Raw genomic sequence first — 21,578 nt, 5'->3', positions numbered from 1 at the left:
GTAATTGGAAATTGTACCTGATTATGTTTTTTGTTTTTCGGATTTATCATTCCATTTTTTTCAGTGGGTTTTGAGATCAATAAAGTCACGAAAGGTGAAACGGATGTTGATAGCTTCACTCTGCTGTACACTTTTTTCAGATTTCCGACATGGTGGTTTATTGGAGTTTTAGAAATAATATTTTTAAGATATAATTTGAAGAAGAAGTATAAAAAAATCCGGCAGTTTCAAAGAAACTGCCGGATTTTTTTATCTTAATCGAAAGAATATTAGTTTTTATAAAAACCGTTTGTAGCAATTCCTGTTGTTAGAGTTTTCAACAAATTGCCGCTGGTATTGTAAATATACACTTTGCTGTCTCCTGTGAAACTGGCATCAGAAGAATAGATTTTTCCGTCAATTACATTAAATCCGTATAAAGTTCCGGGAGATGTCACGATCGGAGTTGTAGGAGTTGTTGTAGAATTCAGATCCATTGAATAGATTTTATTGCTGCTGTCATGGAAGTAGAATTTATTGGCATCAATTCTCAATTTCTGAGCCTGTCCGAGAGTAAGAGTTTTTGTTGTGAACGTTCCATTTGCAGTATTCACTTTGTAAATGTAAGATGCTGTATTGCTTGAAGCAAGTACATAAGCGTCACCATTGTAAGAGATAAGATCTCTAATGATACCGTTGCTTGGAAGTGTGATCGTAGTAGCAACAGTGTTCGTTGTAGGATTCACTATTGTTAATGAGTAACCTGTCGGAAGTTCACCAAAAGGTGCTACCGTTTGGTAGGTAATACCGTCTGTCTGTACCACGATTTTTCCGTTTGCTTCTACAACTTTTTCAGCAGCTCTCGGGAAGTTGATGCTTGTTACAAAAGAGTTGTTAGAAGTATTGTAAACATTTAATCTCATTACATCGAAGAAATTATTATTCGTCACAAAATACTGAGATCCCGAAAATGCAATGTATCTCGGGTTATCAAGATTCGCAGTAACTGTAGTTTGTTTTTTAAAGTTGTAACGGTTTACGATGTCAATTTTATTAGGAACATTAGAGACCAAATAAGCATTTTCACCGTTGAAACCTACTGATTGGAGAACATTTCCCAAAATAGCCTCATTGTTGTTTTTACCGTAGATTTTATTTTCGAAGATAGATAAATCATTACTCACAAAAGAAACTTCGGATGTTGGAGTAGAATATCCACCTTCATTAGTAATTAAAATTCCATTTTCGTAAGCCTCGCTTTTAGTTGATTCCATAAAGTCGTCATCATTACATGCCACATTAAAAAGTAGCGCCGATGCGAATAAAAAAGGTAAGATTTTCTTGAAGTTCATATTGTATAGTTTAAAAATTTATATTAAAATTGATACTGTAATTTCTTTTTGGTAAAGGATAGTAAGCCATTGTTTCATAGATTTCGTCAAAAATATTATTGACTTTAAAACCGATAGTGTATTTTTTTAAAATTGTACCAGAAATTCCAGCATTCACAACAAAATACGGTTGCAGTGCTTCAGATTTTTTTTCGTTACTGTCTGTATATGTGAGTCCGTTGTACATTCCCTGAATATAAAACCTCACAAAACGGTAATTGTAATCTGCATTTACGAAAACCTTGTGAAGAGGAACATACATCAATTGCTTGTTGATTTCCAGATCTTTAGATTTTGTAAAAATGTAACCCGCATTCAGTTTAAAATAATGCTGATTGATTTGTTTCTGATAAGTCAATTGAGATTCCAGACCATAAGATTCCACCTGATTAGTATTGAACGGTGCCCAATATCCCATCGGAGTACTCATCCACCGAAGCATATCTTTTATCCTGATGTAATATGGACTCATGGTCAGTTTAAAATCACCGACTTTAAACTCATGATTCATATCTGCCTGAACAGAAGTTTCCGGTTTAAGATTCGGATTTCCGCCCGGTTGCCAGTAAAGGTCATTAAATGAGGGAAATCTGAAATTTTTTGAGAGGTTTAAATTCACTTGATACCAATTTGCTGCTTTCCATTTCCCTGAAAATGAATATAATACAGGAGAATCAAATCCTTCCACGAAATCTTTCTTTATTCCTGCCTCAAAGCTAATATTGGATGAAGTGATATATCGTAATAAACCCGCTATTGAAGCTATATTTCTTACTTCGTCTCCAATTCCTGAAGTTCCGATTCCTTCTGCATGATTTTGCTGAAACTCTCCGATGATATTCACATTCCATTTTGGAGTAATGAAATAATTGAAATCATTTTTTACAATGTAGTTTTTTCCTACACCGCCACTTGTTCTCGGTTGATTGAGATTAGCAAAATATTGGAAATTTTCTTCCGTGTAGGCAGCTCTAAGGATATTATTAAACTTAGATTTTTTCCAGTCCCATGAAAGCAAGCTTCTGAAATTCTGAGTTTCATATCTCGTCGAAGTCTGACTTTCAAAAAATATCGGATAATGCTGATTGCCATCAAAGGTCTCCGAGATCCATGAGATCTGGTGATAAGGCGCAATTTTATAGGCTGCCGCAATATTGATGTTTGATTTGTAATATTTTCCGTTCTTGTTGATATAATTTCGGGATTCCGGAACTTCATATTCATTTTGACTGATCGCGTGACTTCCTGTAGCTTTAAAACTAAATTTTTCATTGCTGTAAGAAGCTTTCAGAAAATTATTAAAAGTTCCGAATGATGCAATTTCAGAATTTAATGAGCCGTGAAAACCTTGATTAAAGCTTAAATCATTATTTAAATGTATACTTCCTCCAATCGCACCGCTTCCGTAAATTACACTTCCGCCGCCCGGTTTTATTTCCATCTGGTCATAGCCAAAAAGTGCAATATTATTTACATCTCCCTGTCCTAAAAACTGAGAATTGATATTGATTCCGTTCCACACAAAAGCGGTTTGTTGCGCTGTAGTTCCCCGAAATGATGGTGAAGAAACTGCACCACGGCCATTTTCTTTAATGTAAACAGGCGATTGAAAACGTAAAACTTCAGAAAGATTAGAAGAGTTTTTCTGAATGTCGGCTGGATTTAAAGTGGTAATCTTGTGAAAAAGTTTTACCTTATTCATTTGATTATCAAAAATATATACAGTATCAATGCTTTTCCCCTGACCGAAGTAAAGAGACAGATTGCATACGGCAAAAGCGAAGACTAAAGATCTTTTTATACCCATATTATGAATGCTTTTCCTCCGAAAGCAATGACTAATTTGTTTAAATATTGGCAGGTCTCCTGACTTTCGCTTTTCTACACCTTCCCGCGTTGGCAGTGGTTTTTTGTAGAAATTTTTTTTACGATTTACAGTTGCGGGGACAGCTTGGGATTTTCGCCCAATTCCCTATTAATTCCAATAATTTGGAAACCAAAATTTTTGCAAATATAGGCTTTTAAAAAGAAATATAAAATTCCAAATAAAGGATCTGATGTTTTATTAATAATACGAATCCTTTTTCAGTAATTTCACTTTTATCTCAATCTAAGATTTCTAAATCTTCATAATAAAATGTTGAATCTGGATTATAAAAAAGTCGAATCAAAATAAAACGGAAGCAAATCTTTAATAGAATTTACTTTAAAAACTTCTTCATTTAAATTTGAAAAATAAACATCAATATTTTCGTTCTGTTTCGTTTCGTATTCCATTAAACTTTGGCGACAGGCTCCGCACGGTGGAATTGGAGGCGTATTTTCTGAGAATTCTCTAGGCCCGCCGATAATAAAAATTTTGTTGATTTTCTGATCCGGAAAGTTAGCGCCAATCCAGAATATAGCCGCTCGCTCGGCACATAATCCGGATGGGAAAGCTGCATTTTCCTGATTATTTCCTGTGAAAATCTCCCCGTTATCTAAAAGAATGGCACATCCCACCAAAAAATTCGAATAGGGTGCATACGCTTTCTCGCGTGCTGTTTTTGCTTTATCGAAGAGTTTTTTCTCAATATCATTCAGTTCGCTGCTGCTTTTAAAATGCTCGTAGTTTATATTTATGTCTTTTTTCATTGATTTCGTCAAAAGGGTGATAAATGTAGACCTTTTTATGGAAGCTGGCAATATCTTTGTTACAGTAGTAAATTTGTAATTTTAAACTTTAAAAATAATTCAATGTTATACACTCCGATAAAATTTAGAAATGTAGAACTTGCCAACCGATGGGTAATGTCGCCAATGTGCATGTATTCTTGCGAAAACGGTCTTGCCAATGATTTTCATCATGTACATTACGGAAGTCGCGCTCAGGGCGGAACGGGTTTGATCATCGTAGAAGCAACAGGAGTAGAACCTCGTGGCAGAATTACCAATCACTGTATGGGAATCTGGAATGATGAACAGGCCGAAAAACTTCAGAAAATTGTGGAATTTGTTCACAAAAATTCAGATTCGAAAATAGGAATTCAGTTGGCTCATGCAGGAAGAAAAGGTTCGACCTGGGAAAATAAACAGATTTCTCTGGAAGAAGGTTGGGAAACTGTAGCACCAAGCCCGATTCCGTATCATCCTAGTGAAAGAATTCCGCATGTACTGTCTGTAGAAGAAATCAAAGATTTAATTAAAAATTTTAAGGACGCTGCAAAAAGAGCGGTCGCTGCCGGTTTTGATGTTATCGAAATTCATGGCGCACACGGATATCTTGTGCATCAGTTTTTGTCTCCCCTTTCAAATATCAGAACCGACGAGTATGGTGGAAGTTTTGAAAACAGAAGTAGATTTTTGATGGAGATTGTAGATGCAGTAAATGAAGAACTGAATGAAAATGTAGCCCTTTTTGTAAGAATTTCCGGGACCGAATATGCTGAAAATGGCTGGGATATTGAAGACAGCGTAAAGTTGGCAAAGGAATTAAAAAATCATTCTGTAGACTTAATAGACGTTTCCAGCGGTGGTAATATTCACGGCGCGAAAATTTCTGTTTATGAAGGATATCAGGTTCCTTTTTCTTCAGATGTCAGAAATCAGGCTGATGTAAAAACAGGAGCTGTAGGTTTAATTACTAAAGTAGAACAGGCCGAAGAGATTCTTGAAAAAGGTGATGCCGATTTGATTTTTATAGCGAGAGAAATTTTGAGAAATCCGTATATTGCAGTTCAGGGATCTTTTGAGATGAATGAAGATAATTTTTTTCCGCATCAATACCTTAGAGCGAAAATTTCTTCTTAATTTTAGCAAAATCAAAATACAGAATATAATATGAAGATTGAAGACTTTATGCTGCCCTGTCCTACAAAAAAATTCTTAGGAATAGAATGTTTCGGATGTGGCACTCAGAGAGCAATCGTATTGGTTTTTGAGGGGAAATTTACAGAAGCTTTTCATATGTTTCCGGCGGTCTACACTTTACTCCTGTTTTTTGGTTTTGTGATCATCAATTTTATCGACAGAAAAAGAAGTTACGGTCAGGTGTTAATATTTTTAGCAATAATTAACTCACTAATCATGGTATTTTCTTATTTTTATAAACATTTTTTTTAAATCAAAATATTAAACATTAAAAAATCAGAAATTATGAATCAACAAAAATTACCTAATGCCACTGCGGTACTCGTTTTAGGAATTGTTTCAATCGTCTCATGCTGTTGTTACGGTATTCCGGGACTTATCACCGGGATTATCGGTCTTGTACTTTATAAGAAAGACAATGATCTGTATCAGCAAAACCCAACTTTGTATTCAGACTACAATAATTTGAAAACTGGTAGAATATTAAGTATTATTGGTATCGTATTGAGCGTACTGTATATTTTATATCTAATATTTGCGATTGCATTTATAGGATTTGATGCGCTTTCAGATCCGGAATTAATGCAGGAAAGAATCAGAGATCTGCAAAATTAATTTTTCTAATCTCACAATATTGAAAACCGCAGCAGTGCGGTTTTTTTTATTTTTATAAAATTTTCATTTGGGTTATTTCGCCATTTTTCAGTTTAAATTTTTACTTGAAAGTATCTTTCCTAAATTTTCCCAAATAGCAATAAATTATCTTAAAATTTTCAAATATCTGTGATTTTTAATATGTCGAAATCCACGGAATCGCCTTTGTGTAAATGATTTTTTGCTTTTTAAAAGTACGTGTAGTAGAACTACTACACAAAGTCGTAGTTCTACTACAAAATGTAAATTAAAAGAGAAAACACTTTTCTCAGCCGATCTTTGGCTCTATCTTCGCTATAGATAAAACATCAAATCACAAAATATTAACTGTTTAAAATTTACAAAATCATGGCAGACAATTCAAGAGGAATCTTAAAATTCAACGGTAGCGAAGGGCAAAAATTATTAAAGCTGAATTACAGCGTATCAAGATCTACAGACGTTTCAGGACGAGTAGCATCAGACCCTTCGAACGCAATCATTAAGCTTACAATTGAGGCTACAGAAAAATCTGAAATCTTGGAAAGCTTGCTGAATGGTAAATATAAACCAACTTCTGGTGAAATTACTTTCAACAAATCTCACGAAGAAGGTACGCTCATTACATTAAACTGGGAAAACGGATATGTAATTCAGCATGAGGTAGATTTTGATGCAGTAGATCAAAATTCTATGCTGATCAGCTTTATCGTAAGTGCAGAAACAATCAACTACGGTAATTCTGAATACAAAGGAATCTGGCCGGGAGTTTAAAGACGTATTTAGTTACATTAAAATTAATAATAGCTTACTTGTAAAAAAGTAGGCTATTTTTTTCTCCTATTCTTTATTAAAGTTATTGCCGATATGGAGGTCAATATCATAAAAATTTAAATATTTTTCATTTGTAAGGGAATTTGGTGTAATATCTGCTACCATAAATTTTAAATTATTAATCACAAATTAAAACACATCTATGTTTCAGGATCACAAGCCGACCCAATTTTCAGAACCGGATTATTCAGATAATTTTGGTTCAGATTTAAGTGAAATTCAGAATAACATTCCGACTGAAATGGTTGATGAAAGAATTCAGAAAGCAAATCAAAAAATTGCCGGCGCAAAGTCCTATTCAGATACCGTTCAGGATCATTCAGATAAATTTTTGAGCCAGAATCTACAATCTAATAATTCGTTGCTGACTGAAAACAAAGTCTGGTCAAAACAGCCAACATCCAAAATACATAATGCACTCTCAATTTCTGCAAGTCAGATTTTGGGAATTAACAGAGTGGTGAAACTCGATTTATTCGTTGAAGGGAAGCAGATTACACATTTTAAACATTTTAGCCTCAATCAAAGTACGGTAAGACATCACAAATTTAGCATTACTCTCGCTCATGATTCGCTGGGCTCCGCAGAAAACCATAATCTTGAAGAAGCTCAAAATTTTTTGGGAAAAAGACTGACGGTTGTTTTTAAATATAAAGACATCACTGAAGGTCCTGAAAGGAACTTTGTAGGTGTGATCACAGAAGTAGGCTTTAGTCAGGAAAAAGGAAGTCTCGGAAATATTGTTTTAAACGGATTCAGTCCGACTATTTTATTAGATGCAGCACCGCATATTCAGAGTTTTGGAGGATCGCAGGAGATTAGCTTAAACAGTATTGCTGACCGGGTGATCAAAGAAGGTTTGGGAAACAGCAAATTTGATTTCCGCGTAGATGCGCAGCATGGAAATGTATCATACAGCTGTCAGTACGAGGAAACTCACTATAACTATCTTGCAAGAATTGCGGAAGCTTACGGCGAGCAGTTTTTCTATGATGGTGAGGTTTTGCACTTTGGCAAACTTCCGCCGCAGGAAAAACCTGTAAAACTCACATACGGCAGCAGTGTAAATGATGTAAAAATAATGATGAAAGCTCAGCATGTAAACCCTAGTTTTTACGGTTACAACAGCAGTAGAAATGAGAAGCTGACGACTGGGAGTTCAAAAATTAATCATACTTCAGATATTGCTAAAAGAGCTTACGAAATTTCAGAAAAAACTTTTACAACACCATCTTTAAGGGTGGCTCCTATTAAAGCATCATCTTTTATGGATGTTGATGCATCTCAAAAAGGAACAGCCGGAAGCAAAGCCTCACAAGTCTTTGTGACTTCCGGGGTGACTACGGTTCCGTTTTTATATCCGGGATGTGCGGCCGATATAGAAATGAGACAGCAAGATACCAACCAAACTTCATACTTTACCAAACTATTGATTACCGAAGTTAATCATGAAGTAGACGCCAGAGGATATTACACAGGAAATTTTGAGGCTATTGCTGCAGATTGCGGTTACATACCGCGACCGGAATTTGAAGTACCAAAAGCTGATCCGCAATTTGGAAAAGTTACAGATAATACAGATCCTCTCAATCAAGGTAGAGTAAAGGTGCAGTTTGACTGGCAAACCGGTCAGGATACATCAGAATTTATCAGAGTAATGACTCCTGATGCGGGCAGCAGTGAGAAGGTGAGTAAAAATCGTGGTTTCATGGCTATTCCTGAAGTTGATGATCAGGTTATTATTAATTTTGTGCATCAACATCCGGATCGGCCTTTTGTGATGGGCGGAATGTTCCACGGTGGAATCGGCGGCGGCGGCGGAGCCGGGAATAATGTGAAAAGCTTCAGCAGTAAGAGTGGAAATATTATTCAGCTGAATGACGGAGCCGGAATTGAAATTAGAGACCGAAATGGAAATCATGTTACTTTAAGCGGAACCGGAGACATTACGACCTTTGTAAGTAACGATAATAAAGAAGATATCGGTAATAATCATACGACAAATGTGAAGACGAAAACGGTTATTAATGTAGGGCATGATCAAAGCATTCTTACAATGGATAACGCCGGGAACATAAGTTTAAAAAGTACGAACCAGATCAAATTGGAAACAGGCAGCAGTTCGATCACAATGGATGAAAGTGGAAATATTGTTATTAAAGGAATCAATATAACGGTAGAAGGTCAAACTACAAAAATAATTGGAAGTACGACAACAGAGATTGGTAAGGCAGGGGCAGATGCAGGGATAAAAATAGAATCAGATGTCACGATCAAAGGAGGAAAAATCATCGAAAATTAAGCATGAGATCAGATTTAAATACTTTCCCGATTGACCGATCCAGTAGTCTTGCGAAAATTGCAGAAACTTTAGGTTTAAAACCAAAAATACTAAAAGATTTTCATAATTCAAATGCTTTACCGCACGAGTGGATCAAAGATGACGATCAGTTTCCAACCTGGCTCAACCACATTTATATACCTGATTCAGTTATTAATCTCACTCAAATTAGAAAAGAAAGAGAATCTTTAGATTTTATCAGTTTAAAGCAATCGGATATTGATGTCAGTAGTTATACGATTATGACCAGAAATGATCTTCAGGTTTCAGGAAACAGTATGATTGATTCTGAAACGGTCATTATCTGGGAATATATTAAACAGAAAAAAGATGGGTTTTTTTACGGCGATTTGCGACAAATATCACATCAGGTAAAATATATAAAATCTATATACCGACAGTTTGCGGAATATATGCAGAAATTTAACCGACCAATTGATCATCTTAATTTTGAATTAAATACCGCAGGAAGTATAAAGTCAATCGCAAATCAGGATGAAATTTGGTCTGAATGGATGATACTCAAACAATCGATGCAAAATGAAGTAGGGAACACCCTCGAAGAAAAAAATATAATAGAAGGTGGCGACAAGGATTTTAGAGATACTTTGCCACTCATCAAAAACAATATTCTGTACAATCTGTTTTTCAATGATGTTTATCAGGATTATCATAAAACAGGAACGTTTGTAGGAGAAGAAAAAAAGCAATATAATTCTCAGGCTTTTAGTAATGAGAAGGTAAATATTACCGTAAAACGAAAAGCTGAAAAAGAAGGAAATTTAGCAAAAATTAAATTTTTGTGCGAAGGCAATTCTGAGCAAAATAGACATTTGAGAGAAATTTATAATTCTAAATTAAAAGAATTTTTGAAAGAAGATTTTGATTATTCATTACTTTGGACAATCGAATATCATTTTGATATTGAAAAGGGAAAAATGCTTTTCTGTCATTCAAAAGTTAAGGAGCAGGCGAGTCGCAATTATATCTATTCTACAGAACACAAGATAACGCTAACATAAATTTATAAATCAATGAGTAAATTATATGTGCCAGATGGAGCATGGTTGGTGTGCTCTGACGGAATGAAAAAGCAACAGATAAAAGTGACCAGTCAAAGTACAGTCACTATTGCTGGAGGTCATTTTAAAGCAACAATAGATGACAGACCGGGAGGTAATTTTATGTGTGCGAAAATGGTGATCGCCGGTGCAATCGTTGGTGCAATCGTCGGTGCCGCTTTGGTTGCCGGCTCTGTACTGAGTGGCGGTGCTTTGGCGGTTGCAGCTTGTGCTGCTGCAGGCGCGGCAGCGGGAGCAGGAGTATCACTGATCCCTTCTATATGTGGAATTTTACTGAAAGACTGGAAACCTTACGATACCAATGTATTGACCGCAGGAAAACATCCATTAATTGAAAATTCAATGATACCGTGTACTTTAGGCGGTAATGTGATGATTCTCTATTCAGAAAAGGCTGCAGATGAATTTACGGATAAAGTAATTGCAGAAACGGCGTTGACGGTGGGTGCTATTGTCTGTGTATCGTATTTAGTTTCAGGATTAGTTATTGCTGTAGGCGCAGCAGGAAGTTCGGTTCTTGCTACTTATGCTGAGTTTGGTCTTGCATCGGCACTTGCGCAGGGAACAGGTATGGCCACGGTTTTTGGTACTTCTTATTTAATAAATGGTATTTACGATGAGGCCAAAGACTTTACAGGCTTTGAAAATTATGTAACCGGTGAAGCTTTTAATTTAAATGAAATGCCGGCAAATCAGGAGATGGGTGAAGTCACAGACAAATTATACGGTGCCGCTACAGATGCTTTGGGATCCGGAAAAGATGTTGCAAATGCACAAACTTCGGGGTATCAGAGTGTAACCGTTAATCAATCAACCATATCACAAAACAGGGTTTTTGTTGCAGATAGCCGCGGCAATGTCACTTCGCCGGGAACCACAATCAGCAATACGACAATCTCTGTCAATAACCAACTTCCCAATTCAAGTATAGGAAATTCTCAGAGCAGCGTGAATGCTTCAAGCACCAGTGTGAGAATCACTCAAAGTACAACGACGGCAACTTCTACCAACGTGAATGCTGTACAGGGAACTCAATATAATAATTCTTTACGAAGTAATGCGTCAACAGGTGTTAAAACAACTTTGGGCGGTGCACTCAACGGTTTGGCAATCAATTTCGGAATCGATTTAATGCGTGCAGCTTCAAACTGGGCATTGGCTTCACAAATTAGTGACCTGAATAACGCCATGAAAAATGAGGAAGCCGCAGCGAGAGCAAAAATTTCAGTAATCGCTGGAAAAGACTAAAATATCTTAATATCGTATGAAAAATTTAGTTTTTATATTAATTTTTATTTTTCCGTTAATAATTACTGCAATCATCGTTTCAGGAATTATCAAAGTAGATTCTAGGCTGGAATTAGTAAAGGAAAACCCGGTTTCAAAAGAAAATCTCAAAAAGAAATTATTTATCGACAAACATGCCAGCAAAAGAAGAGTTTACTTTTTCCTGAATGATTCGGATAAGTCGAGATATGAAAGAAACTATCGCGGATTGATCACCAACTGGAAAGTTTTGGAAAATTATGAGAGATTTGAAAACAGCAGCACTTTAAATTTTTACAGAGAAATTAAAGTTGGCAAAACAACTGATAAAAAGAAATCTTTTTTTAGTTTAAACAATGAAGAAAAGAATTTTTCTTACTATTTTGATATTTTTCAATTTGTAAAAGAGAAATATTTTTTTGCTCTGTTAATTGTATTCCTGCTGTACGTTTTTGGCGCAGGCTGGCTGATAGATTATTACGGCGGGATCACACATTTAAAATACGTTGGTGTCATTTTCGGCATCGACATTATTTACCTGCTGTTGATGTTATTTTGGTAAAATTTTTTTCTCAAAAGCTAAACTTTTATTATGAAAAGAGTATTTCAGATTATCTTATTAATAGGATCAGTATTATTTTTTGTTATCATCATCAAATATTATTTTTTTACAGACAATGATAAGAAATTTTATAAAGATGGTTGGGACTCGTACGAAAATAAGCAGTATGATTTAACTATATTTTACCTTAATCATGTCGATAAAAATAAATATCCAGACGCTGTTGCGCCACTAGGTTTTTCCTACATGGAAAAAAAAGATTACAATAATGCAATTTCTAACCTCATTGTCGCATATGAGAACGGAATCGGTAAAAACGAGGGCTATTTTGATAAGATTACCAACTCATTAGGTATTTGCTATATGCAGACGGGTGATCTCAAAAAATCAAAATATTTTTTATCTGAAGCAAAAAAACAGGGAAATCCCGACAGTGAGATCAATCTGAAAATCTTAGATTCGCTGGAGCAGGTGAGAAATAAATAACTGTAAAAATATTTATCTTTTTCTTAAAATTGTTCTGAATTTCCATTTTCGAGCGGCATTAATCTTTTTTTTGCCATACAATTCTATCCCGAAACATTCCTATTTTCTTATATTTGTTCATTATTCAAAATATGGACGCAACACAGGACAAAAGGCTTTTTTTGATCGATGCTTATGCAATGATTTTCAGAGGATATCACGCAATGTCAAAAAACCAAAGATATACCAGTTCCGGAATGGAGACAACAGCTATTTTTGGTTTTATGAATTCCTTGATCGAGCTCATTAGAAAAGAAAAACCGACTCATTTAGCAGTAATTTTTGATGTTGGCCAGGCAAGTATTCGTACTAATGATTATGCTGATTATAAAGCTAATCGAAGTGAAACACCTGAAGCAATTAAATTTGCCATTCCATATATTCATCGTATTTTGGAAGCGATGCACGTCCCAAGTTTGGGTGTAGAAGGCTATGAAGCTGATGATGTCATAGGAACAATTGCCTGTAAAGCAGAAAAAGAAAATTATACAAGTTTTATTGTAAGTGGAGATAAAGATTTTGCTCAGCTGGTTACTGACAAAATTAAACTTTACAAGCCAGGTTTCAGAGGTGGTGAAATTTCGATTTTAGGAGTCGAAGAAGTAAAGGCGAGATATGGAATTGAACATCCAAAACAAGTGATTGATTTTCTTGCAATGATGGGTGACTCATCAGACAATATTCCCGGTTTAGAAGGAGTTGGCGAAAAAACAGCCATGAAATTCCTTAAAGAATATGGGAGTATAGAAAATCTTCTGGCAAACACACATCAATTAAAAGGAAAGATTAAAGAAAAAATAGAAGCATCTGCAGAACGCGGAATATTGTCTAAAAAATTAGCAACAATTATCTGTGATGCTCCCGTAGAATTTCATCAGGAACAATATGATCTTGAAACTCCGGATTTTGAAAAAGTAAAAGAAATTTTTGACGAGATAGAATTCAGAAGACTTTACGAAAATTTGTATCGTGCTTTTGCTCCGGCTGAAACGTTTACTGTAAAAACGACAGTTGTTGAAAAAGACGGCGTAGTAATTACTGAAACCGAAGTTTCCACCGAAACTCCGCAGCAGAAAGTTGCAAGAAATGTTGGCCAGCTTGATCTTTTTGCCACTTTTGAAGAATTGGATCAGGCAACTTCTACCAAAGAAACGATTATAGAAAATGATCATTTGTATCAGTTTGTTGATAATCCCAAAGCGCAGAAAATACTGGTTCAAAACCTTTTAAAGCAAAAAGCGGTCTGTTTTGATACAGAAACAACTTCTCTGAACGAGCTCGAAGCCGAATTGGTCGGGATGAGTTTTTCTTACAAAAAAGGTTTGGCCTATTACGTTCCACTTTCTGAAGATCAGGGGGAAGTATTGCAGACTTTAGAAATTTTCAGGCCATTTTTTGAAAAAGAAGATCTGCTGAAAATAGCTCACAACTTAAAATTCGATTATAAAGTTCTTAAACAATACGAAATCACAGTAAAAGGTGCGATGTTCGATACTATGATTGCGCATTATCTTCTAAATCCTGACGGACGCCACGGAATGGACTATCTTTCAGAGGTTTATTTAAATTACAAACCTGTTTCCATAGAAACCATTATCGGTAAAAAAGGAAAAAATCAAGGGAACTTCAGAGATGCAGATTTAAGAACTCAAACAGATTATGCTGCAGAAGATGCAGATGTAACTTTTCAATTATATGAATTGTTTGCGCCTCAGCTGAAAAAAGAAAACCTCGAGGATCTTTTCTACAACATAGAAATGCCATTGATGGAAGTTTTGGCTAAAATGGAATTGGAAGGAATTTCTCTGGACGAAAAGTGGCTTGCTCAGGAAAGTATCGATCTTGAAAATGATTTAAGACAATTAGAATCCAAAATATTTGAAATCTCCGGTGAAGAATTTAATATGAATTCGCCAAGACAATTGGGCGATGTATTATTTGATAAAATGCAGCTCGACCCGAAAGCCAAAAAAACAAAAACCGGACAGTATGCAACTTCCGAAGATGTTTTACAAAAATTATCTTCAAAACACGAGATAATTCAGCATATATTAGAGTACAGAACCTATCAAAAACTGAAATCAACTTATGTTGACGCTTTACCTTCGCAGATAGACAAAGATGATCAACGTGTTCATACCAATTTCTCGCAAACTACGGCTGCAACAGGTCGTTTGGCGAGTGTGAATCCGAATTTACAGAATATTCCGATTCGTACGTTGAGAGGTCAGCAAATTCGTGGAGCGTTTGTTTCTGCTGAAGGAAAGAAAATTATTTCTGCCGATTATTCTCAGATCGAATTGCGTTTGATTGCCGAAATTTCGGGTGAAGACAATATGATTAAGGCTTTTCAGGATGGTGAAGATATTCATGCTTCTACGGCTGCAAAATTATTTAATATTCCTTTGGAAGAAGTTTCAAAGACTCAACGTGGGCAGGCAAAAACCGTGAATTTTGGAATTTTATATGGTCAGGGAGCTTTTGCTTTGGCAGAACAAACCGGATTATCGAGATCTGAAGCAAAGCAAATGATTGAAGCCTATTATGAAACGTACCCAAAATTGAAAGAATACATGGCTGAGCAAGTGAAAAGAGCCCGTGAAATTGGTTATGTAGAAACTATTTTAGGAAGAAAACGACATTTAAAAGACATCAATTCCGGAAATTTTGTGGTGCGTGCGCATGCCGAAAGAAATGCCGTAAATGCTCCCATTCAGGGAAGTGCGGCTGATGTTGTGAAAATGGCGATGATTAAAATTCAAAAAGAATTAGAGAAAGAAAAACTGCAGACCAAAATGCTTCTTCAGGTACATGACGAATTAATTTTCGAATCTCCGATTGATGAGGTGGAAGTGGCTACACATATCATTAAAAACGAAATGGAAAATGCAATCGAAACGCAAGTTCCTTTATTGGTTGAGGTTGGAGTAGGGAAGAACTGGCTGGAAGCGCATTAGAAAAATATATTGTTAAATAAATTTTAAATGAAATAAATTAAATTTATAAACCATACGGGTTCCAGTAAATAAATATAGATATATAGAATTTACTTTGTATAGAATTTAAAATATACTCTATGGGAACAACAATTAGTCATGTAGTCATATCATACGATGTTGACAGACTACATACTCAAGTAAAATCTTCAATGGAAAGTTTTGGTTATAAAACTAACTTTAGTTTTTCAGGAAGTTCTAAAATTTATCAATTACCAAATACATCTTTATGGCACGGATCAAAATCTTCTGACCAAGCAATGGATGATTTAAAAAAGACTTGTAATGGTTTAAGAGTTACATTAGAAAAAGCAATAGCTGTAAAAGCTGATGAATTTGTGGGAATTTAATAACTAAACATTTTAAAAAGCTTCTCAAATATTGAGAAGCTTTTTAATTTATGAATTAATACTCAAACTCAATTCCACCCATATAAACCAAAGAAAAATCATCATTTTCCACAGAAACAGGCTTAGGAATTTGTCCCTGACTGACAAATATCAAAGAGTTTATGTCAAATTTTAATTCAGACAAATTGATTTTGTGAACCAGTTCCGGAAGCCATTGATCGGCAAATGAATATTCTGAAAAGTTTTCGTAAATATTTTTGCTCTGATTTTCAAAACCATATTCTGCCAAATCTCCATCAAACCAAACGGTGTCCTGCGATTCTGCAAATTTTGAGATGTAATTGTCGTCATCTTCTTCATTCAGATAATAATTGTCGTCTTCTTCCACGAACTGCAAAAACTGTTCTTCCGAATTAAAATTTCCTACCCAAAAATCTAAGATCTGTGTATTCATACTGCTTTTTTGAAGCGTCAAAGATAAGATTTATAGTTTTTATATTAAAAATTTTTGATGATTTTACAAATAACAAAATACGTAAACCGTAAGTTCGAGTAGTTTTTGAAAAAATCGTATCGAGAACATATGGAATTAGATTAATTTACTAGATTATGTAAGAAGTTCACAGGTTCTCGATAGTTTTCTCCATTCATTCCGAAAAACACTCGAACTGACGCAGTAATATCGATTAAACTTTCAAAACTCCACGAAAAGCTCTTGCTGCGTAATAAGAATTGGCTCCATTGTGATAGACGAAAATAGTATCGTATCTCCGGTCGCAGAAAAGTGCACCGCCAAGTTCTCTTATTTCTTTGGGTGTTTTGATCCAGCTTGATGTTTTGAGATCAAACTTTCCTAAGGTTTGTAAAAATCGATATTGAGTTTCATCAAGAATTTCTATACCTATTTCTGAAGCGTAGGTCAACACATCGTTTTGAGGTTTGTTTTCTTTTCTAGAGTCTAGAGCTTCCCGATCGTAGCAAAAACTTCTTCTGTTTTTAGGACTTTCGGGAGAGCAGTCGAAAAATAAAAATTCATCGGTCTTTTTATCATAATCTACAACATCAGGTTCGCCACCGGAGATTTCCATTTGGTTGAGTGACCAAAGTTTTGAAGGATTCGCTTTTAGTTTTTCTTCAATTTCAGTCCAGTTTAAATTTTGATGGCGGGTTTTATTTTTCTCAAAACGCTGTTGAAGGATATCCAAAAGTTCTATGCTCTCTCTTTCTGATAATTGTTTTTTTGTTGACATTGATTAGTGTTTTTTATGTGTTTTAAATTTTAAGGAAAATAGATCAACCTGTCGTTTGCAAGATCGTACTCATAGATTTTGTCAGTGTCAGGATCAATGTAAACCCATTGAAAAGTATTGATTTTGTATTCAGACTCTGTGAAAAATCCTAAAACATAGTAATCTTTGCCTTCTCTGTTTTGTTTTTCTACAGAATATCCGAGATCTTCTTTATTTTTAACAGATAATTTAATCAGTTCTTTATATGAATTGGCAATGTAATATTCTGCTATTTTATAGAGATGATCCCGATAACTGTCTGATAATTCATCGTCTTTTGATAAAAGATATTTGAGTTCTTTGACATATTGTTTTCTGAATTTTGAGACATTTCCGTCTTTTAATTTTTTTGCCGACACGATCCATTGAGCCATTTGCGGAGTCTCACCGTCTCCTGCAATGTAGATGGTGTCATTTTTCCACTCTATGGCAATGAGATCACCACGAAGAAAACTTCGGTCATTGTTCTGATCATTAATATAATCAATCTCTTCTTTTCCTTTTTTACCGTTTAGTTGAGTATAATCAAAGTTGTCATTGTACGATACAAATTCAATAGTATCTTTATTTATTGAATCCTTTTTTGCTACGATCTTCGGAACTGCCTTTAATTTGGTTTTATTTTTTTGCTGAATCTTTCTTTCAGGTGGAGTGCAGGAAAAGCAGAGCGTTAGAATTAATATAGCAAAAGCTTCTTTCATACCTTTTTGTTTGGAATTTAAAAATAATAAAAATTAATGATTTGAAACTCGAGCCGAGGTGATTTTAAGATACTCTTTTTTCATTTTCGCTCTCCGAGATTGTTTTTTCTAAACGTGAAAGTTGTGTTTTTGCCTGTTTAGCGCTCATGATCCAATGAATGGTAACTTTTTTGTACGATGGAGCTTGATTCTCGAAAAATTTCCAGGCTTTTTTATTGGTTTTAAATTGTTTTTCATATTCGTCAGAAAGTTTTACGCTTTCATTTTCATGAGAATAGATTCCGGATTTCTTATCTTTTTTGAGTTTAAAAGCTTCAATACCTGCATTTTGCATCAGTCCGGCTTTTGTGAGTTCCTCAACTTTTTTAATATTGATTGCGCTCCAGATGCTCGTCGGTTTTCTGGGAGTAAAGCGAATGCTGTAGCTTTCTTCATCAATTGATCTTCTCACTCCGTCTATCCAGCCAAAGCATAAAGCCTGATCTACAGACTCAGACCACGTCATAGAAGGTTTTTTTGTTCCGACTTTATAAAAGCCGACCAATAATTCTTTTTTTGTCTTGTGATTTTTTTCAAGCCAATTTCTGAATTCTTGCGGAGTCTGGAAGAAAGTTGCGTTCATTACAGTTATTTAAAGTTAATCAATGTTATATTTTTAAGATAAATTGATCTCAATTAAATGTAAGAAATATATTTAATTATCACTTAAAAATAAATCGTCATCATAGATTTAATGTAAATAATTGTGGTAGGTCTTATTTTTTGAATCCTTACATTTGTAAGGCATTCAGTTTTTATAAAAAGAATGATAATGAATTTAGATATGATAGACAGAAAATATAGGGAAACGATTCATACAGATACAAATAATTACCAATATACTACAGTCGCTAACGACGAAAATAAAGTCAGAATTTATACCCTCAACAACGGATTAAAGGTTTTTTTGGCTCAAAATTTTGATGCTCCAAGAATTCAGACTTTCATTCCCGTAAAAACAGGGAGTAACAATGATCCTTCTGATAATACGGGTTTGGCGCATTATCTTGAGCATATGATGTTTAAGGGAACTTCGAAAATCGGAACTCAAAACTGGGAAAAAGAAAAAGTTCTGATCGACGAGATTTCAGAACTATATGAACAGCATAAAGCCGAGCAGAATTCTGAAAAGAAGAAGGAGATTTATAAAAAAATTGATGAGGTTTCTCAGGAAGCCAGTCAGTTTGCAATTGCCAATGAATATGATAAGATCATTTCGTCGCTGGGAGCAAGCGGCACTAATGCTCACACATGGTTTGACGAAACGGTTTACAAAAACAATATTCCGAACAACGAACTCGAAAAATGGCTGAAAGTTGAAAAAGAACGATTTTCTGAAATGGTTCTAAGGCTTTTTCATACAGAATTAGAGTCCGTTTATGAAGAATTCAACCGTGCGCAGGACAACGATTCTCGGTTGGTGAATGATGCTCTGATGGAAGCACTCTTCCCGACGCATCCGAACGGTCAGCAAACAACTTTGGGGAAACCCGAACATCTGAAAAACCCTTCTATGAAGGCGATTCATAAATATTTTGATGAATATTATGTTCCTAATAATTATGCGATTGTTTTAGTAGGAGATTTAGAATTTGAAAAAACAATCGGGCTCGTTGACCAATATTTTGGATCTATTCCTTACAGAGAATTGCCGAAAAAACAGGCAATTACTGAGCAACCAATGACCGAAATCGTTGAACGAACAGTGTATAGTCCCACAACACCGCGTGTGCAACTAGCCTGGAGAACCGATAGTTACGGCTCAAAAGAAGCTATGCTTGCTGATGTTGTCGCCAATATTTTAAGCAACAGAGGAGAAGCGGGATTGCTTGATTTAAATATCAATCAGACTCAAAAAATGCTTTGGGCACAAGCATATTCTTTAGGTTTAAAAAGTTATGGATTTTTCTCCATGGTTGCGGTTCCTAAAGAAAATCAAACATTAGCTGAAGCTGTAGAAATGATTTTGGAGCAAATTGAATTGGTGAAAACAGGAGAATTTCCGGATTGGATGCTTCCCGCTATCATTAACGATTTTAAACTGCAGAGAATGAAAGCTTTAGAAACTGCAGGCGGATTAGCAAATAATCTGTACGATATTTTTATCAAAGACAGAAGCTGGGAGCAGGAACTTAATGAGATGGACGAGTATGCTGAAATCACCAAAGATGAAGTGATTGCGTTTGCCAATAATTTCTTTAAAGATAATTATGTGATCGTTAAAAAAGAAAAAGGAGTTAATGATCAATTATTGAGAGTAGATAACCCCGGAATTACAGCAATAAAGATCAACCGTGATGCCCAATCTGATTTTTTAAAGGAAATTCTTAACGATAAAAGCGATGATGTTTATCCGGAATTCATTGATTATAAGAAAGAAATAAAAACAGATGTAGTAAAAGACAAAAAGATAAGTTTCGTTAAAAATAAATATAACGAACTTGCACAGCTTCATTTTATTTTTCCTTTTGGAAGTGATAACGACCGTGAACTGGGAATTTCTACCCAGATTTTGCAATATCTTGGAACCGATAAATATTCTTCTGAAGATCTTAAGAAAGAATTTTTTAAAATTGGAATTACCAATGATTTTAAGACGACCTCAGATCAGCTTCTTATTTCGCTGAGCGGACTTGAAGAAAATATGGAGCAAGGTATTGAATTGCTTCAGCATTGGATGAAAAACGTGCAGCCCGATCAGAAAATATACCTTCAGTTTGTAGAAACGGTACTTGAAAACCGTGAAGCTGTAAAGAAAGATAAAAACCGCATTATGAATGCTTTGACGAACTACACGAAGTTCGGAAAAAGCTCAAGATATTTAGATTTTCTTTCGAAAGATGATCTTCAGAACGCCAAAGTAGAGGAGTTCACAGAACGTATTAGAAATTTATTTAAATTCCAATATCAAATATTTTTCTATGGAAAAGATTTTGAGAAATTAAAAAATGAAATAGAATATTTCGTTGAGCCGCAAAGTCGTACAATAGCAGATCCGAAAATATATCCTGAACCGGAAACTGTAGGTAATGTATATTTCACCAACTACGACATGGTTCAGATGGAAATGAGTAAAATAGGAAAAGGACACACCGTAAACACAGAAAACTTTGGTAAGATCAATGTTTTTAATGAATATTTCGGGCGAGGTCTTTCGTCAATTGTTTTCCAGGAAATTCGTGAGAGTAAAAGTTTAGCGTATTCTGCGTACGTTTCATATACTCCGAATGCAGAAATAGGACATCCGGATTACATCACAACTTACATCGGAACTCAGCCCGATAAATTACAAATTGCAGTCGATACCATGACCGAGCTGATGGATGAACTTCCGGAAGTGACGACTCAGTTTGAAAATGCAAAAAAATCTGCTTTAAAGCAAATTGCATCAACAAGAATCACGAGAACCAATATATTTTTTAATACTCTGAGATTACAAAAATTGGGCATTTCCCACGACTTCAGAAAAGACATTTACAGACAAATTGAAAGTCTCACATTTGATGAAATTAAGAATTTTTATCAGACAGAAATTAAACCAATTCAATTCAATACCGCAATTATCGGGAAGAAAGAAAACCTGAATCTCGAAGCTGTAAAACAAATGGGAAGTTTCAAAGAACTTGATCTGGAAGAAATTTTTGGGTATTGATTTTTGTCATAAATATTATAGAGATCGAACGGATTTATAATTGATTGAATCTAAAATCGAGTCGAAAAAAAAGTAGTCAAAACAAACAA

General features: G+C 35.0%; 19 protein-coding genes and 1 riboswitch. Of the genes, 12 read left to right on the top strand and 7 right to left on the bottom strand.

The genetic code is table 11. The features are described 5' to 3' along the window. Positions 1–269 precede the first annotated feature (269 nt). The 3 genes from PGH12_RS07665 to cdd all read right to left on the bottom strand — a co-directional run bounded on the left by PGH12_RS07665 (position 270) and on the right by cdd (position 4,043). Entirely contained in the window at positions 270–1,331 is a 1,062-nt protein-coding gene (locus tag PGH12_RS07665) for a hypothetical protein (RefSeq protein ID WP_267597576.1), read from the bottom strand. A gap of 10 nt (positions 1,332–1,341) precedes the next feature. Next, complete coding sequence (locus tag PGH12_RS07660) at positions 1,342–3,177, bottom strand: TonB-dependent receptor plug domain-containing protein (protein WP_267597575.1); 1,836 nt, start codon at positions 3,175–3,177, stop codon at positions 1,342–1,344. 32 nt (positions 3,178–3,209) lie between these two features. Beyond that, positions 3,210–3,386, bottom strand: a riboswitch (cobalamin riboswitch). A 135-nt stretch (positions 3,387–3,521) separates the two neighbouring features. Continuing rightward, complete coding sequence (cdd, locus tag PGH12_RS07655; RefSeq protein WP_267597704.1) at positions 3,522–4,043, bottom strand: cytidine deaminase; 522 nt, start codon at positions 4,041–4,043, stop codon at positions 3,522–3,524. A 63-nt stretch (positions 4,044–4,106) separates the two neighbouring features. On the opposite strand from cdd, the gene namA reads away from it, so the two are divergent. From namA to PGH12_RS07600, 11 genes are all read left to right on the top strand, one after another. Then, complete coding sequence (gene namA / locus PGH12_RS07650) at positions 4,107–5,159, top strand: NADPH dehydrogenase NamA (protein WP_267597573.1); 1,053 nt, start codon at positions 4,107–4,109, stop codon at positions 5,157–5,159. Positions 5,160–5,189: 30 nt separating this feature from the next. Beyond that, a complete protein-coding gene (locus PGH12_RS07645; protein ID WP_267597572.1) occupies positions 5,190–5,471 on the top strand; it encodes a DUF2752 domain-containing protein in 282 nt (93 codons plus the stop codon). A gap of 33 nt (positions 5,472–5,504) precedes the next feature. Beyond that, positions 5,505–5,834 (top strand): CCC motif membrane protein, encoded by a 330-nt coding sequence (locus tag PGH12_RS07640; RefSeq protein ID WP_267597571.1) that lies wholly within the window; start codon positions 5,505–5,507, stop codon positions 5,832–5,834. Between the two features lie 387 nt (positions 5,835–6,221). After that, positions 6,222–6,626 carry a type VI secretion system tube protein TssD gene (gene tssD / locus PGH12_RS07635; protein ID WP_267597570.1) on the top strand — a complete coding sequence of 135 codons (405 nt, stop codon included), beginning with the start codon at positions 6,222–6,224 and terminating at the stop codon, positions 6,624–6,626. A gap of 202 nt (positions 6,627–6,828) precedes the next feature. Then, on the top strand, positions 6,829–8,988 hold the full coding sequence (locus tag PGH12_RS07630) for a type VI secretion system Vgr family protein (protein ID WP_267597569.1): 2,160 nt from the start codon (positions 6,829–6,831) through the stop codon (positions 8,986–8,988). Positions 8,989–8,990: 2 nt separating this feature from the next. Further along, positions 8,991–10,049 carry a hypothetical protein gene (locus PGH12_RS07625; RefSeq protein ID WP_267597568.1) on the top strand — a complete coding sequence of 353 codons (1,059 nt, stop codon included), beginning with the start codon at positions 8,991–8,993 and terminating at the stop codon, positions 10,047–10,049. 12 nt (positions 10,050–10,061) lie between these two features. Then, complete coding sequence (locus PGH12_RS07620; protein WP_267597567.1) at positions 10,062–11,357, top strand: PAAR-like protein; 1,296 nt, start codon at positions 10,062–10,064, stop codon at positions 11,355–11,357. Positions 11,358–11,373: 16 nt separating this feature from the next. Continuing rightward, entirely contained in the window at positions 11,374–11,937 is a 564-nt protein-coding gene (locus PGH12_RS07615; RefSeq protein ID WP_267597566.1) for a hypothetical protein, read from the top strand. A gap of 30 nt (positions 11,938–11,967) precedes the next feature. Further along, positions 11,968–12,423 (top strand): tetratricopeptide repeat protein, encoded by a 456-nt coding sequence (locus tag PGH12_RS07610; protein ID WP_267597565.1) that lies wholly within the window; start codon positions 11,968–11,970, stop codon positions 12,421–12,423. Positions 12,424–12,554: 131 nt separating this feature from the next. Next, a complete protein-coding gene (gene polA, locus PGH12_RS07605) occupies positions 12,555–15,419 on the top strand; it encodes a DNA polymerase I (RefSeq protein WP_267597564.1) in 2,865 nt (954 codons plus the stop codon). Between the two features lie 119 nt (positions 15,420–15,538). Continuing rightward, the gene (locus PGH12_RS07600) at positions 15,539–15,808 is read left to right on the top strand and encodes a hypothetical protein (RefSeq protein WP_267597563.1); all 270 of its coding nucleotides are present in this window, start codon (positions 15,539–15,541) and stop codon (positions 15,806–15,808) included. Between the two features lie 55 nt (positions 15,809–15,863). Here PGH12_RS07600 and PGH12_RS07595 read toward each other — a convergent pair whose 3' ends face one another. The 4 genes from PGH12_RS07595 to PGH12_RS07580 all read right to left on the bottom strand — a co-directional run bounded on the left by PGH12_RS07595 (position 15,864) and on the right by PGH12_RS07580 (position 18,420). Beyond that, on the bottom strand, positions 15,864–16,262 hold the full coding sequence (locus PGH12_RS07595) for an immunity 22 family protein (RefSeq protein WP_267597562.1): 399 nt from the start codon (positions 16,260–16,262) through the stop codon (positions 15,864–15,866). A gap of 232 nt (positions 16,263–16,494) precedes the next feature. Then, positions 16,495–17,058: a DUF4256 domain-containing protein gene (locus PGH12_RS07590; protein ID WP_267597561.1), complete on the bottom strand. Its 564-nt coding sequence runs from the start codon at positions 17,056–17,058 to the stop codon at positions 16,495–16,497. Between the two features lie 29 nt (positions 17,059–17,087). Next, a complete protein-coding gene (locus PGH12_RS07585; protein WP_267597560.1) occupies positions 17,088–17,798 on the bottom strand; it encodes a hypothetical protein in 711 nt (236 codons plus the stop codon). A gap of 64 nt (positions 17,799–17,862) precedes the next feature. Then, on the bottom strand, positions 17,863–18,420 hold the full coding sequence (locus PGH12_RS07580) for a YdeI/OmpD-associated family protein (RefSeq protein ID WP_267597559.1): 558 nt from the start codon (positions 18,418–18,420) through the stop codon (positions 17,863–17,865). Positions 18,421–18,609: 189 nt separating this feature from the next. Between PGH12_RS07580 and PGH12_RS07575 the strand changes: the two genes are divergently transcribed. After that, positions 18,610–21,489 (top strand): M16 family metallopeptidase, encoded by a 2,880-nt coding sequence (locus tag PGH12_RS07575; RefSeq protein WP_420710254.1) that lies wholly within the window; start codon positions 18,610–18,612, stop codon positions 21,487–21,489. Positions 21,490–21,578 lie beyond the last annotated feature (89 nt).

The organism is Chryseobacterium sp. CY350 (assembly GCF_027945075.1).
Taxonomy (GTDB): Bacteria; Bacteroidota; Bacteroidia; order Flavobacteriales; family Weeksellaceae; genus Chryseobacterium.
The sequence above is the reverse complement of the archived record's forward strand: the minus strand, read 5'-3'. Positions and strand labels throughout refer to the sequence as shown.